Source organism: Pseudoduganella sp. S-14 (assembly GCF_049913285.1).
GTDB lineage: Bacteria > Pseudomonadota > Gammaproteobacteria > Burkholderiales > Burkholderiaceae_D > Rugamonas.
The window spans coordinates 2794846-2807940 of sequence record NZ_CP183991.1 but is presented as its reverse complement, the minus strand read 5'-3'; the positions used below and the strand labels follow the sequence as shown (position 1 = coordinate 2807940).

15 protein-coding genes are annotated in these 13095 nt (G+C 58.3%); 5 read left to right on the top strand and 10 right to left on the bottom strand.

Going from position 1 to position 13095, the window contains the following annotated elements; translation table 11 throughout:
- Positions 1–2: 2 nt before the first annotated feature.
- The 4 genes from ACN9MZ_RS12995 (at position 3) to ACN9MZ_RS12980 (ending at position 3280) form a co-directional block, all read left to right on the top strand.
- Positions 3–605, top strand: a complete 603-nt coding sequence (locus tag ACN9MZ_RS12995; RefSeq protein WP_426342517.1) for a hypothetical protein — start codon at positions 3–5, stop codon at positions 603–605.
- 204 nt (positions 606–809) lie between these two features.
- The gene (locus tag ACN9MZ_RS12990; RefSeq protein ID WP_426342516.1) at positions 810–1595 is read left to right on the top strand and encodes a hypothetical protein; all 786 of its coding nucleotides are present in this window, start codon (positions 810–812) and stop codon (positions 1593–1595) included.
- Positions 1596–1606: 11 nt separating this feature from the next.
- Positions 1607–2122, top strand: coding sequence for a hypothetical protein (locus tag ACN9MZ_RS12985; protein WP_426342515.1), 516 nt, complete (start codon positions 1607–1609; stop codon positions 2120–2122).
- Between the two features lie 129 nt (positions 2123–2251).
- Positions 2252–3280, top strand: coding sequence for an IS5 family transposase (locus tag ACN9MZ_RS12980; RefSeq protein ID WP_426338225.1), 1029 nt, complete (start codon positions 2252–2254; stop codon positions 3278–3280).
- Between the two features lie 210 nt (positions 3281–3490).
- Here ACN9MZ_RS12980 and ACN9MZ_RS12975 read toward each other — a convergent pair whose 3' ends face one another.
- From ACN9MZ_RS12975 to ACN9MZ_RS12955, 5 genes are all read right to left on the bottom strand, one after another.
- On the bottom strand, positions 3491–4216 hold the full coding sequence (locus ACN9MZ_RS12975; RefSeq protein ID WP_426342514.1) for a LytR/AlgR family response regulator transcription factor: 726 nt from the start codon (positions 4214–4216) through the stop codon (positions 3491–3493).
- A gap of 3 nt (positions 4217–4219) precedes the next feature.
- A complete protein-coding gene (locus ACN9MZ_RS12970; protein ID WP_426342513.1) occupies positions 4220–5281 on the bottom strand; it encodes a sensor histidine kinase in 1062 nt (353 codons plus the stop codon).
- Positions 5281–6039 (bottom strand): LiaF transmembrane domain-containing protein, encoded by a 759-nt coding sequence (locus ACN9MZ_RS12965; RefSeq protein WP_426342512.1) that lies wholly within the window; start codon positions 6037–6039, stop codon positions 5281–5283. The genes ACN9MZ_RS12970 and ACN9MZ_RS12965 overlap by 1 nt, the downstream gene beginning before the upstream one ends.
- A complete protein-coding gene (locus ACN9MZ_RS12960; RefSeq protein ID WP_426342511.1) occupies positions 6039–6395 on the bottom strand; it encodes a LiaF transmembrane domain-containing protein in 357 nt (118 codons plus the stop codon). Before ACN9MZ_RS12960 ends, ACN9MZ_RS12965 begins: the two co-directional genes overlap by 1 nt.
- Positions 6396–6557: 162 nt before the next feature.
- Complete coding sequence (locus ACN9MZ_RS12955; RefSeq protein ID WP_200951567.1) at positions 6558–6713, bottom strand: hypothetical protein; 156 nt, start codon at positions 6711–6713, stop codon at positions 6558–6560.
- Between the two features lie 476 nt (positions 6714–7189).
- Between ACN9MZ_RS12955 and ACN9MZ_RS12950 the strand changes: the two genes are divergently transcribed.
- On the top strand, positions 7190–7741 hold the full coding sequence (locus ACN9MZ_RS12950) for an FxDxF family PEP-CTERM protein (protein ID WP_426171391.1): 552 nt from the start codon (positions 7190–7192) through the stop codon (positions 7739–7741).
- Between the two features lie 43 nt (positions 7742–7784).
- Here ACN9MZ_RS12950 and ACN9MZ_RS12945 read toward each other — a convergent pair whose 3' ends face one another.
- From ACN9MZ_RS12945 to ACN9MZ_RS12925, 5 genes are read right to left on the bottom strand one after another with little or no spacing between them, the layout of a single operon-like run.
- On the bottom strand, positions 7785–8117 hold the full coding sequence (locus ACN9MZ_RS12945) for a hypothetical protein (RefSeq protein WP_426342510.1): 333 nt from the start codon (positions 8115–8117) through the stop codon (positions 7785–7787).
- A gap of 13 nt (positions 8118–8130) precedes the next feature.
- Entirely contained in the window at positions 8131–9279 is a 1149-nt protein-coding gene (locus tag ACN9MZ_RS12940; protein WP_426342509.1) for a formate dehydrogenase subunit gamma, read from the bottom strand.
- A gap of 11 nt (positions 9280–9290) precedes the next feature.
- Positions 9291–9512 carry a hypothetical protein gene (locus ACN9MZ_RS12935; RefSeq protein WP_426342508.1) on the bottom strand — a complete coding sequence of 74 codons (222 nt, stop codon included), beginning with the start codon at positions 9510–9512 and terminating at the stop codon, positions 9291–9293.
- A complete protein-coding gene (gene fdh3B, locus ACN9MZ_RS12930; protein ID WP_055925535.1) occupies positions 9509–10111 on the bottom strand; it encodes a formate dehydrogenase FDH3 subunit beta in 603 nt (200 codons plus the stop codon). Before fdh3B ends, ACN9MZ_RS12935 begins: the two co-directional genes overlap by 4 nt.
- A gap of 10 nt (positions 10112–10121) precedes the next feature.
- On the bottom strand, positions 10122–13085 hold the full coding sequence (locus tag ACN9MZ_RS12925) for a formate dehydrogenase subunit alpha (protein ID WP_426342898.1): 2964 nt from the start codon (positions 13083–13085) through the stop codon (positions 10122–10124).
- Positions 13086–13095 lie beyond the last annotated feature (10 nt).

Sequence of the window (13095 nt, the reverse complement as noted above, 5' to 3'; positions counted from 1 at the left end):
ATATGAGCAAACGACTAATCGTTGGTGCGCCGTCAAGCAACCATCTTGAGCCGCGAATTGGAGGGGCTGCATTGATTGGAGGAATTGTTGACTGGCCCTTAGCTGCGGACGGAAGTCCGCTAGTTCTAGTTGCTTCGATTCCAAATCGTTTCATTTCGAATGCAGCTGGACTGAGACTCGCGCCTGAGCTCCATACCTCAGTTTTTTCATATTTTTCTGCAGTAGATTATTTCCTCGATGAAATCACGTACCACGGCAGTCAAGAGGAACTCGAATGCTTGCTTCGCGGAGGAACTAAAGTACTCCAGCACCCACCCGGTTCAAACATAACCCAATCGATTGGTATACCTCCTCATCGGCTCGAATTGGGCGAATTAATATCTGAAGACAATGATTGCGGATCTCGAGTCGGAGCCCCCCCATGTCTGCTTCAAAATGAAACTTTGGATCTGCAGGAAATGTCCTTTGCGCTTCAATTAAGGAGTTCCGACTTCCCGGGGGAGTATAAAGATATATTTGGGCTTCCTGATGCCTTGGGATACTTATATTTACGAGAGGAAAGCAATGCGCTTGATAACGGAATATTTTTTGTCCAAACGACCTAGTAAACCTCCTTTTCAATGTCGCCGTCGCGTTGCTCAAGACAAGCTCGGATACGGGCGACTAACAATTCAACATTAGCAAGCTTTGGCAAGTTGGCGAACGGCAGTAACACGACTTACCTTAACGCTGCTGTTCCAGCCTCTTGAAGGCTCGTGACTGGGATCGGCACATAAAATCGTCGAGACGATATTAGTTGATTATCATCAATGGATTTGGAAAATACCTTAAGAGGAATACAAACCAAAATCAAATTTGGTCGCGTAGCCGGAGTCAGGAACTCACTTATCAGTCTGTTAGACCAGTACACCGATTCAGAATACGAAGCTGAAATTCTTGAAGTCTTTACTTTGGTTTTTCTAAAATCCATCAAGGATTACAAAAGTTCCACTCCGTTACTAAATCGTCTTCTTTCACTGAACATTTCCGAGAGTCTTCGAAAGCAATCCATCGACTTTCTGCAGGAGTGTGAGAACAACGAGAAAATTGTTCCATCGGAGCCCGACCTCAATAATCCAGACTTCGTTGAATTCATCGAATTCATTCGGTCCAACGGAATATTCAACGCCCCGGAACTCGGCAGGATAAATCGGTACTTTACGATCAAAGAGCTCGAAAAGGCGAAAAAACTAGCCTGGCATCAGGGTATTGAACCTCCCTTTATGTCCTGGAACGGGTTACGGACCAAAGTAGCAAAGCAGGTATACACCTACTATTTTGAGAACCAGATCAACATGAATTTGATCGATGACCATATTTCGTCTGAGATAATGAAAACCTGCGAAACATCTATTTCAACAGAATTCATGAACTTCTTTGATGACATATATGGCGACTTTGTCGAAATCGCTCGTGGGAAGCTGGTTAGGATATCTACGACTCTTCATGAATCAATGTGGGAAGCCTACAAAGAAGGCTTCTTCCCCTGTGGCTGGAAAGGTGACTTCCCGAATGGGAAGTTATGCGTCTTCTTGCCAGTCCCGGCGTCCAAATAGCAATTTCAACTATGGACATTCATAAAAAAATTGGATGGACCGAGCTTTCTGCACGTGCAAAACCGCTGCTGGCGTACTTAGAGAGCGACTCGTTTTACCGGGCGAAGTATTCTGGCACTAACTCCGGCCGACTCATCGTCACTGATCCATGCATTGCTATGGATTACGCCATTGATGATTCGGGAGATAAATTCGATGACTGGGAGTCGCTAACGGACTCGTCTGAAATATTCCCGGAACACTTTGAATGGAAAAGTTGGATTACCCACAATTTAAACAAAAACAATTATTTCAATCTATCAAAGAAAAATTTCAACGGCGCAGACGTAAAGTTGACAGATTCTGGGGTATGCCTAATTAATGAAATGATGCACAGGGACATCAAGATTTTACTAAACTGTTATGCAAACGACTTTTTCCCAAAAATCTGGTCAGAGATATTGGAGGTTTATCTAAACGATGGTTTCCCCTGCGGTTGGAATGGCAGGTACCCATCAGGTGAATTGCTAGTATTTTCAAATAATTGAAGCATGGCCTATTTCCGCCTTGGATCGCCCTCTGAAGGGCGAATGGTGGTATTTCCAGCTTAGAGGGTACCTCGAAAAACTACCTCAGCCATGGCATGATGTCAGCGCATCAAACTTGACGACACTGCCATGATGAAACCCAACCTGTTTGCCGCTCAGGAGCGCGAAGCCAAGCTGACGAAGCTGGGCGACGCGCTGCAAGTACTGGAGCGGCATGTCGACTTCGCGGCGCTGGCCGACGCAGTCGATGAAGCAGCGCCACGGCCCGGCCGCGAGCGCGGCGGACGACCACCGTTTCCTACCGAGGTGATGGTGCGGATTCTGTTGATCCAGCACCTGTTCAACCTCTCGGACGAGCAGATGGAATTCCAGTTGCTTGACCGGCTCAGTTTCCAGCGCTTCGCCGGCCTGCGCGACTCCAGCCAGATCCCCGATCGCACCACGATCTGGACTTTCAAAGAGCGCCTGATCAAGGCCGGCGCCAGCGAAAGCGTGTTCGACGCCGTCAACCGGCAACTGGCCCGGCATGGCTACATCGCCCGAGGCGGCCAGATGATTGACGCCTCCATCGTCCAGGCGCCGAAACAATCGCTGAACAAGGAAGAAAAATCCCTCGTCGTGGACCAGAACGCCATGCCAGCCGACTGGTCGCCGCCGAAGCGACGTCAGAAAGACCTGGATGCGCGCTGGACCAAAAAGCACGGCAAATCCTATTTCGGCTACAAGCTGTCGGCGAACGTGGACAAGCGTTGCAAGCTGATCCGAAAAATCAAGATCAGCACCGCCAGCGAGCACGACACGCTGCATTTTGAAGACGTGCTCGATCCGGCCAATACCAGCCGGGATATCTATGCCGACAAAGGCTACGTCAATCACAAGCGCGAAGAGCGGCTTACCGGTGAGGGCTACCGCATGCACATCCAGCGCAAAGGCAACAAGGACAAACCGCTGTCCGAGGCTCAGCAGCGCCGCAACCGGCGCATCGCCAGCCCGCGCGCCCGCGTCGAGCATGTCTTTGCCGGCATGGCGCAGCTGGGCGGCAAGATGCTGCGCTCGATCGGTCTGGCACGCGCCACGCTGCAACTGAACTGGAAGGCCGCCGCGTACAACCTGCGTCGCCTTTGTTACCTGAAGGAGGCGAAGATTTCGGCGTTTTGACGCCCGAGGTCCGTCTGAACCGTCCCAAAAGGCGGATTCGGACAGAAAAATGGCCATGAAAATGGCGGCGATCGTGGCGCGGCCGCTTTGTAGGCAGCTATTTTTTCGGTGTCACCGCTCAAACTGCCAGTAAATCGAGGTTCCCAACATTTCCTTTGTCGCCGAGTCATTCGCCAGCTTCCTGGACAGGCTTCGGTAACACATTGTCCGCTATAGCCCTTTCACCTTCTGGTAACCGGCGCGGCTCACAGGAATCTTTCGCCCGTCTTTCAGCACGGCGCAATGGCTATCCTTGGTGGCCTGCTCAATGCGCTCGATGCGTTCCACGTTGACGATCCATGAGCGATGCAGGCGCACGAAACGGGTCTGGTCAAGCTGCTCTTCCAGTTCCGACAAGCGCTGGTTCTTCAGGTATGGCTTACCCTCGGCCAGAATCTCGACGTAGTCGTCCTGTGCTTCGATGGTGTCGATGCGCTCAGCAGCAATCACGTGCACGCGAGAACCGTCACGAATCAGCACACGTTCCAGCGGGCCGTTGCGGGTCGCCGCCTCGGTCGCCATCTGCGCCACTGGCGGACGCTCGCTTCCGAGGCGAGTGCGCACATGCGCCACGGCCTGGTCCAGCCTTTCCTGCGGATAGGGCTTGAGCAGGTAATCGATCGCATGAACTTCAAACGCCTTCAGCGCGTACTGGTCGTAGGCGGTGGCGAACACATAGTGCGGCTTGTTGCCCGCCAGTTCCACCACTTCAAAGCCATCGAGCTTTGGCATCTGGATGTCGAGGAATACGACATCCGGCTCCAGTTCGGCAATCGCCTTCACGGCTTCGAATCCGTTGCCGCATTCGGCCAGCACTTCCACATCGGCGTGGGCCCGCAGGTATTCCCGCATGACGCCGCGGGCTAACTCTTCATCATCGACAATGATGACGCGCATGGTTCAGGACTCCTTCGTCTCGGCGGGCAGCGTCAGGGCTACCCGGTATTTATTGTTTTCGTGCGTGCAGTGCACGCTGGCCTGGTGGCCATAGGCCGCCGCCAGCCGTTCCCGCACGTTGACCAGGCCAATGCCATTGCCCTTGCGGGGCGGCGTGTCCGGGTCAGTATCGTTTTCCACTTCAACCTTCAACAGCGAGCCCTCGCGGCGGGCGTCGATGCGCACAGCGCCGCCTTCCGGCATGCCGCCGATGCCGTGCTTGACGGCGTTCTCCACCAGCGGTTGCAGAATCATTGGCGGCAGCAGGCATGGCAGTGCAGTTTCATCCACTTCCTGCTGCACGCCAAGCCGCGCACCGAAGCGCACTTTTTCGATTGCCAGGAAGTGGCCGATCAGGCGCACCTCCTCTTCCAGCGTAATCTTGCCCTGCGCCTCAATGCCCAAGCTCTGGCGGAAGAAGTCCGACAGGCGCTGCGTCATGTCGCGGGCGCGTTTGGCATCGATCGAGGTCAGCGCGCTGATCGAGTTCAGGCTGTTGAACAGGAAGTGCGGGTCGATCTGGGTACGCAGCATGCGCAGTTCCGCATCGCGCGCCAGCAGCTTCGATTCCAGTTCGCGCTGCTCCGCCTGGCGGGCCCGGACAAACTCGCTGACCAGGTAATTCAGGCTCGCCAACAGGCCGTACATCAGAATGCCGAGCGAGAACAGCAAGGCCGTCAACTGGGGCCGGATCGCGATGCCTTCGGCGCCAAACGATTCCGCCCCGACATTCCAGAGCCGCATCAGAAACACCCACAGGAAGCCGGCCCAAACGGCTGCGGTCAGCATCGACACCAGGATCACCGCCGGGCTGCGCTCGCGCAGTGGATTGGCCTTGCACATATAGTAGGCCGAGAACCCGGCGCCGACCGAAAACAGCAAGGTCACCGGCACCGCAAACAACATGGCGCGCAGCCAGGGTTCGTCGCCCAGTTGGGCTACCGCCCCGCCCAGGCCTATCCCCAACAGCAGCCATACCGTCAGGTACAGCAGCGCGCCGCTGCGGTTGGTCAACATGCGCTGCATCAGTTGCGGATTTCCAGGCCGCCCATGATCACGGTGCCGCGGATGACCAGGCGCTTGCTGTTGTCCTTCGGCTCCATGGTCTTTTCCTCAAAGCCGCCCAGGATCGGCGTGCCTTCCAGCTCCACAGTCCAGTCGGTCGGCACCTTGATCGAGATGCCGCCCATCAGGGCAAACACATTCAGTACTGCGGTGCCGTTCAGCGACGCAGTGCGCATATCGAGGTCTATGCCGCCCATGATGCTGGTCAGGTCGCCGCCACGAAAGTCCTGGGTAGTCACCTTGCGCTGGAACCCGCCGAGAACGGCCGTCAATTCCAGCACGCGCTCACTGGTCTCGCCTTCCGATACGCCGAACAGCGATGTGTCTTCGGCAAAGCCGCTGGCGACAGAGCTTTCGCTGTCCGGCTGCCTGCGGCGCTTACTGGCGCGGAACACCATCATCAGGCCCAGGCCGATAATTCCGATCGGGAAGATGACCTTCCAGCTGATGTAGATCAGGCCGAGGCCTTTCAGCAGGGACAGTGCGCCAAAGCCGATCATGAAGATGCCTGCTACTGCTGCCCCGCTGCCGCGCCGCGGCGCTTGTGCCAGGGTCGAGGCGCCGACCACCATCAGGATGAAGGGCCAGAAGTGCACCCGCATGTCGAGGTCGATCCAACCCAGGTTATCGATCAGGAACAGGAAGCCGGTCAGGATGACGGCGGCGCCGATCAGCATCTGGGATGCGGTATTACGTTCGCGATGGCTGCGGTTGCGCATTATTGGTTCTCCTCTTTAGTGGCGCTGTATTTAATCACAACTGGCTGCACCAGCAGGCAGATTCCTGCAATGATGACCAGGATGGGCCAGCTGTTGTGGAAGGTCAGGCCCCAGATATGCTCGAACGACATGTAGAACCAGCCGGCGAAGGCGATATGGCACAGGCCATCCACCGCATGCTTCGGCGTGGTCGGCGGGATCAGTTTGATGGCGCCGAAGGCCATGGCCAGGAAAGGCCAGTAGCGCCACAGCTGGCCTATTGGCGGAATGTCGATATCGGTCAGGAACAGCACGCCGACGGCGATCACGATCAGGCCCCAAAGAAGCTGGCTGCGCGATTGCATTTCTTTGCTCATTTCTTGCTCCCCGTTGATTGGATGGATGAACGATAGCGGGAAGCAAACGGCGGCGAAACGGCTTTTCGGTGAACGGCGGCGGCGAATCGGTGAACAGCGAAAATTTCAGCGAGCGACGAAAAAAAACCCGCCAGCCGGCGGGTCATGTGGCAGTACCGGGGTCTAGCGCCCTGTTTCCATCTTCGGCTCGAACAGCATCAAACCCCAGCCCAACTGACGGCGAATCTCCTCTGGCGATGGAGGTGGCTTGGCGGCTTGAGAACGACGTTCGAGGTACTCCCTTACCACATACTTAGACGGGTGGTTGGTCTGGGTCATGATAGGCCTCCGTATTCTGTTTGTGTGCCGGGTGCCCCGCTACGGCAGGAGCCGGCCAGGTTGTCTGGTAGATGAGCGCTGGGCGCTTCGATCACGCTTCCATCTTATTTCCGGGCCCGACTTGCACACGGTGCGTTTGCTCACAATTCCCCCGTCAGTTCTGCTCTTGTTCCTGTCGGAATCGGCCTACGAATTGTGGTTTTGAAAGTCATGCAGACTCGAGCACACAAAAATTTTTCCCTTGACGTTTTCCCGGGTGTTTCCCGTGCCCCGCGAGCGTAGTTGAGCTTTGTACGCTTGAAAACATACACACTTCATTAATGAACTAATTGAAGGAGGGGGTGGGCTATATTGATCGTCGTTGGCAAGCAGGAAAGGTTATGTTTTCAGCAGGCCACTGACGATATAACCTGGCAATCTCTTGCGCGCTGACACCGCTTCACCTTCACAACAACACTATCTCAAGGGGTATTAACATGAAGAAAGCGTTTCTTAGCAAGGTAGCCGGAACACTGATGCTATCGGCCGGGCTGTTTGCCAGCTCGGGCGCCATGGCACAGACAACATTGACCTTTGATGCTGCGGGCAATGCCATCTTCGGCGCACTGCACGCAACAGCCGGGGACTATATCGACACCTATCTGTTCTCGGTCGACACCAACGCCACTTATGCCAGCGGCAATGTGGTAGTTGGCAAGACCTGGATCGATGGTTCCCGCCTGGCAAACTATGGCATCACTGGCATCCAGTTCTTCAAAGTGGAAGCCGACAGCAGCCAAACCGCCCTGGCAACGACCTTTGACACGTCGTCCGGTATCGAGTTCTTCCCGATCGATGCCCTGATGTCGGGCAATTATGGCTTCACGGTCACTGGCAGTACCGCCATCGCAGGCTTGGGCGGTTCCTATGCCGGTAACCTGGGCCTGGCAGCTCCCATTCCGGAACCTGCTACCTATGCGATGCTGCTGGTAGGCGTTGGCCTGCTGGGCCTGGCTTCCCGTCGCAAGTCCAACGACAAGCTGGGCTAAGCCGCAACCACTCCCCCCGTGGAAACCCGCTGCGGCGGGTTTTTCATTGTTTCTTCTTCCCGGCTTCGGGCACCGGTTTCGAATCGGCGATGCCGACTTCCTTGGCGGCAGCCACCTGTGCCACATAGGGCCCAGGATCGACGCAGGCGGGCAGCGCTGCCGATGGCTTGCTGCCGCTGCCTTTGCTCTTGAAATAGTAGGCGGCCACCCGATCTTGCGCTTGGCAGAGCTTGTAGGCGGCTACCTTGTCGCTCCAGGCTTGCTTATCCTTGGTTGCGGCGGCGGCGGCCTTCTGCTCTTCGGTAGGCGCAGGCAGCCTGGCTTCGACTGCAGCGCAGGCGGCCAGCAATACCAGTGCGAATAGGGGCTTATTCATGGCTGCTTCCTCCTCAGATGGTCTTGGGGGCGGGCGGCGGCACCGGTTCGCCGTCGTGCTCGGGGGCGCGTACGCGCGGCACCTTGCCGTCCACTACCTCCTGGTACCAGATATCGTGGTGTTCGCGGGCCCAGGCATCGTCCACATAACCTTCGCGCATGGCTTTGTAGGCGCCCTCCATGCCGATGGTGCCGAGGTAGATATGGCCGAGCGCAAAGCCCATCATCAGCACCGTGGCCGTGATGTGCAGCAGGTTCGCGCCCTGCATCATGAAGCGCGTGTATTCAAGGTTGGGCACAAGTTTGTCGAGCACGAAGCCGGAGCCGCTGGCGGCCAGGCCGAGCAAGGTGACGCCGCCCCAGAACCAGAGCTTTTCGCCGGCATTAAAGCGTCCGGCGGGAGCATGCCCTTGTCCGAACATGCCGCCCAGCCGGGCAAGCCATTTGAAATCCGCCACGATGGGAAAATTGTCTTTCACGAACAGGAGGAAGGTAACGACAATCGAGACCGTGAATAGTGGACCGACGAAATTGTGGATGGTTTTCAGGAGGTAAGTCAGGTAACCGAACAGCCCGTGGCCGATGATGGGCATCAGCACGAATTTCCCGAACATCATGCACAGGCCGGAAGCAGCCAGCACGACGAAGGTGATGGCTGTGGTCCAGTGCACGAAGCGCTCGGTTGGCGTAAAGCGCTGGATCTTGCGGCCGGTTGGCGGCGCATGCACCTTGATCGGGCCTTTGGCGAAGTACATCACGGCGATCGCGGCGAGCACACCCAGTATCAGCCAGCCGCCAATGCTGATCATCGGCCCATTGCGGAAGCGGCGCCAAGCCTCGCCGGCCGTCGTCGCCACGGGCTGGCCCGGGAGTTGGGCTTTGGGCTGGATCAGCACACCGGCCTCGGGGTATGGCAGGCTGCTGTAGTGCGCCTCCCCTGCCACCACCTTGCGCCATACCGGAGCGTTATTGCCCGGCTGGTCGCGTGTGCGCTCGGCCTGGTTCTGCTTGAGAATGTCCACCGACTCGACGTGCGGCGCCGCGCCCGGCGCGCCGCCCGCATTTGCGGCGGCGGGCCCCTGCTGGCGATTCGCCGGCGCGTCCGCCGCAAGGGACGTGCCGGCGGCAAGTGCCACAGCCAGCATTGCCAACCATCGTTTCATGGCAAACCTCCCTACCGGTTGGTCTTCACATACTCATTCTGCAGCTGCCCGCGTTCGCGCACCTGCTTGTCCCAGGAAGCCTTCTCGCCCGGGGTCCATCCCTTGGCCACCTGCGCCGTGCTGGCGCCTTTATATGCCGGCTCGTCGCCGCGATTCACCGCACTGCCCTGCTTCGACTGCGACACCTCGCCGCAGCCCGCCAGCGCCAACAGCGCTACCAGATAGAGCTTCATGACTTTGCCTCCGGTTTGCCGTAAGCCGTGCCCCAGCCCCAGACCTCGCTGCCCTTGCCGCGCGTGACAACGCGGGTACGGAAGATGTCCGCCACCACATCCCCATCGCCGCCCAGCAGCGCCTTGGTCGAACACATCTCCGCACAGGCCGGCAGCTTCCCCTCGGCCAGCCTGTTGCGGCCGTACTTCTCGAATTCCGCTTGCGAGCCATTCTCCTCGGGGCCACCCGCGCAGAAGGTGCACTTGTCCATCTTGCCGCGCAGGCCAAAAGTCCCGTTGGACGGGAACTGCGGCGCCCCGAACGGGCAGGCATAGGAGCAGTAGCCGCAGCCGATGCAGGCATCCTTGTTATGCAGGACCACGCCTTCCTCGGTGCGGTAGAAGCAATCGACCGGGCACACGGCCATGCAAGGCGCATCCGAGCAGTGCATGCACGCCACGGATACCGACTTTTCCTGCCCGATGATGCCGTCGTTGATGGTCACCACCCGGCGCCGGTTCACGCCCCAGGGCACCTCGTGCTCGTTCTTGCATGCCGTCGCGCAGGCGTTGCACTCGATGCAGCGCTCCGTGTCGCAAATGAATTTCATCCGTGCCATGGCAATCTCCTCAGCCCGCGAAGCGTTCGATATTGCAGATCGTCGTCTTGGTCTCCTGCATCATGGTGACCGAGTCATAGCCGTAAGTCGTGGCCGTGTTGACCGCTTCTCCGCGCACAATCGGTGCTGCGCCTTCCGGGTAGTATTCCAGCATGTCCTTGCCCTGCCACCAGCCCGAGAAATGGAAGGGAATGAAGGCCGTATCCACCCCCACGCGCTGCGTCACCAGCGCCCGCACCTTGATGCGCGCTCCGGTCGGCGTTGACACGATCACGTATTCGCCATTGCGAATGCCGCGGTCCGACGCAGCCTTCGGATTGATTTCGACGAAGTTCTCCTGTTGCAATTCGGCCAGCCAGGGATTGGAACGCGTTTCTTCGCCACCGCCCTCGTATTCCACCAGCCGCCCGGAGGTCAGGATGATCGGGAATTTCTTCGCCAGGCCATCGTCGACGGCCTTCTGCTGGACGGTCTTGTACAAGGTCGGCATGCGCCAGAAGGCCTTCTTGTCGTCGTGGGTCGGATATTTGGCGACCAGGTCTGGCCGGGTGCCGAACAGCGGTTCGCGATGCAGGGGCACCGGATCGGGGAAGTTCCACACCACGGCACGCGCCTTGGCATTGCCGAAGGGATGCACACCATGCACCTTCAGGCATACGCGCTGGATACCGCCGGACAGGTCGGTCTTCCAGTTCTTCCCCTCCGCCGCCAGCTTTTCGGCATCGGTCAGCTCGTCCCACCAGCCCAGTTTTTTCATCAGCACGTGGTCGAATTCGGGATAGCCGGTCGTAATGTCGGCGCCCTTGGAGAACGAACCATCCTCCGCCAGCAGGTTGACGCCATCGCGCTCCACGCCGAAATTGGCGCGGAAGTTGCCGCCGCCGTCCATCACGTGCTGGCTGTTGTCGTACAGGTTGGCCGAACCGGGGTGCTTGAGCTCCGGCGTGCCGTAGCACGGCCACGGCAAGCCGAAATAGTCGCCCGTCAGGTCGTAGCCGGTCTCCGCATCCTTGCCGCCTTTGCAACGCAAGGTCTTCACGTCGAACATGTGCATATTGCGCATGTGCGCCTTCAGGCGTTCCGGCGACTGGCCGGTATAGCCGATGGTCCAGCTGCCGCGATTGATTTCCCGCAGCATCGATTCCGGCTCGGGTTCCATCATATTGCCCTTGCCCGGCACCAGCTTCAACTTCGCCACCAGTTGTTTGCCGAAGCCGAGCTTTTCGGCCAGCTGGTACATGATCATATGATCGGTGCGCGATTCGAACAGCGGTTCGATCACCTTTTCGCGCCATTGCACAGAACGGTTGGATGCAGTAACGGAGCCGGAGGTTTCAAACTGGGTCGCCGCCGGCAGCAGGTAGACGGCGCGGTTGGGGTTGACCTCCTGTCCTTCCACTTTCATCGCGGCCATGGCAGCCGTGGCGGACGGATATGGATCGATCACCACCAGCATGTCCAACTTGTCCATCGCCTTCTTCATTTCCAGCCCGCGCGTTTGCGAGTTCGGCGCGTGGCCCCAGAAGAAGACCGCCTTGACGTTGCTGTCCTGGTCGATCAGCTCGTTTTTCTCGAGCACCGCGTCGACCCAGCGCGAAACCGTCGTACCGGACTTTTCCATCATGGCCTGCGAGGCGAACTGGCTCTTGACCCACTCGTAATCCACGCCCCAGACGGCGCACCAGTGCTTCCATGCGCCTGCGGCGAGTCCGTAGTACGCGGGCAGCGAATCGGGATTCGGGCCGACGTCTGTCGCGCCTTGCACGTTATCGTGGCCACGGAAGATATTGGTCCCGCCGCCGCTCTTGCCGACATTCCCCAGCGCGAGCTGGAGGATGCAGGAAGCGCGCACGATTGCATTGCCAATCGAATGCTGGGTCTGTCCCATGCACCAGACCACGGTGGAAGGACGATTTTTCGCCATCGTCTCCGCAGCCTGCAACACCTGGGCCTCGGGCACGCCGCAGGCTTCCTCCACCTTGTCGGGGGTCCATTTGGCGACTTCTTCGCGCACCTTGTCCATGCCGTAGACGCGGGCAGCGATGTATTCCTTGTCTTCCCAGCCGTTCTTGAAGATATGCCACAGCATCCCGTACAGGAATGGAATGTCGGAGCCGGAACGGATACGGATGTACTGGTCCGACTTGGCGGCAGTGCGGGTATAACGCGGGTCGACCACGATCATCTTGCAGCCGTTCTCCTTCGAGTGCAGCATGTGCAGCATCGAAACCGGGTGGGCCTCCGCCGCATTGGAGCCGATATACATGGCCGCCTTGGCATTCTGCATATCGTTGTAGCTATTGGTCATGGCGCCGTAGCCCCAGGTGTTCGCCACGCCGGCCACGGTAGTCGAGTGGCAGATGCGGGCCTGGTGGTCGCAGTTGTTGGTGCCAAAGAAGGAGACGAATTTACGCAGCAAGGCTGACTGCTCGTTATTGTGTTTCGACGAGCCGACGAAGAATACCGAATCCGGGCCGTCCTTCTTTTTCATGTCCAGGAGCTTGGCCGAGATTTCCTGCAAGGCCTGGTCCCAGCTGATGCGCTGGTATTTGCCGTTGACCAGCTTCATGGGATATTTCAGGCGGTACTCGCCGTGGCCATGTTCGCGCAGCGCGGCACCCTTGGCACAGTGCGCACCCAGATTGATCGGCGAATCGAACACTGGCTCCTGCCGAATCCAGATGCCGTTCTCCACCACAGCATCGACCGCGCAACCCACCGAGCAGTGGCTGCAGACCGTGCGCCGCACGACCTGCTTGCTACCGCTATCAACAGCGGCAGGATCTTTTGCCTGTGCCTTGCGCATCAGCGATAGCTGCGAAGCGGCCAGCCCGACGCCGACACCAATGCCGGAGCGTTTCAGGAATGCGCGCCGGTCCATCGTCGGCAAGGCCCGCGCCAGGCTGCCTTCGAGGCTCGCTGCGAAACGTCCGGGCGCGCGGGAACCGGCCGGCCCTTTACGTGTAAGGAGCATCATTTGGCCC

What these genes read in the sequence shown, in the direction of transcription:
- ACN9MZ_RS12950 (WP_426171391.1), top strand. Translation starts at nt 7,190, where the DNA reads ATGAAGAAAGCGTTTCTTAGCAAGGTAGCCGGAACACTGATGCTATCG.
- ACN9MZ_RS12960 (WP_426342511.1), bottom strand. Translation starts at nt 6,395, where the DNA reads ATGAGCAAAGAAATGCAATCGCGCAGCCAGCTTCTTTGGGGCCTGATC.
- ACN9MZ_RS12935 (WP_426342508.1), bottom strand. Translation starts at nt 9,512, where the DNA reads ATGAAGCTCTATCTGGTAGCGCTGTTGGCGCTGGCGGGCTGCGGCGAG.
- fdh3B (WP_055925535.1), bottom strand. Translation starts at nt 10,111, where the DNA reads ATGGCACGGATGAAATTCATTTGCGACACGGAGCGCTGCATCGAGTGC.
- ACN9MZ_RS12965 (WP_426342512.1), bottom strand. Translation starts at nt 6,039, where the DNA reads ATGCGCAACCGCAGCCATCGCGAACGTAATACCGCATCCCAGATGCTG.
- ACN9MZ_RS12985 (WP_426342515.1), top strand. Translation starts at nt 1,607, where the DNA reads ATGGACATTCATAAAAAAATTGGATGGACCGAGCTTTCTGCACGTGCA.
- ACN9MZ_RS12995 (WP_426342517.1), top strand. Translation starts at nt 3, where the DNA reads ATGAGCAAACGACTAATCGTTGGTGCGCCGTCAAGCAACCATCTTGAG.
- ACN9MZ_RS12975 (WP_426342514.1), bottom strand. Translation starts at nt 4,216, where the DNA reads ATGCGCGTCATCATTGTCGATGATGAAGAGTTAGCCCGCGGCGTCATG.
- ACN9MZ_RS12940 (WP_426342509.1), bottom strand. Translation starts at nt 9,279, where the DNA reads ATGAAACGATGGTTGGCAATGCTGGCTGTGGCACTTGCCGCCGGCACG.
- ACN9MZ_RS12955 (WP_200951567.1), bottom strand. Translation starts at nt 6,713, where the DNA reads ATGACCCAGACCAACCACCCGTCTAAGTATGTGGTAAGGGAGTACCTC.
- ACN9MZ_RS12970 (WP_426342513.1), bottom strand. Translation starts at nt 5,281, where the DNA reads ATGCAGCGCATGTTGACCAACCGCAGCGGCGCGCTGCTGTACCTGACG.
- ACN9MZ_RS12980 (WP_426338225.1), top strand. Translation starts at nt 2,252, where the DNA reads ATGATGAAACCCAACCTGTTTGCCGCTCAGGAGCGCGAAGCCAAGCTG.
- ACN9MZ_RS12990 (WP_426342516.1), top strand. Translation starts at nt 810, where the DNA reads ATGGATTTGGAAAATACCTTAAGAGGAATACAAACCAAAATCAAATTT.
- ACN9MZ_RS12945 (WP_426342510.1), bottom strand. Translation starts at nt 8,117, where the DNA reads ATGAATAAGCCCCTATTCGCACTGGTATTGCTGGCCGCCTGCGCTGCA.
- ACN9MZ_RS12925 (WP_426342898.1), bottom strand. Translation starts at nt 13,085, where the DNA reads ATGCTCCTTACACGTAAAGGGCCGGCCGGTTCCCGCGCGCCCGGACGT.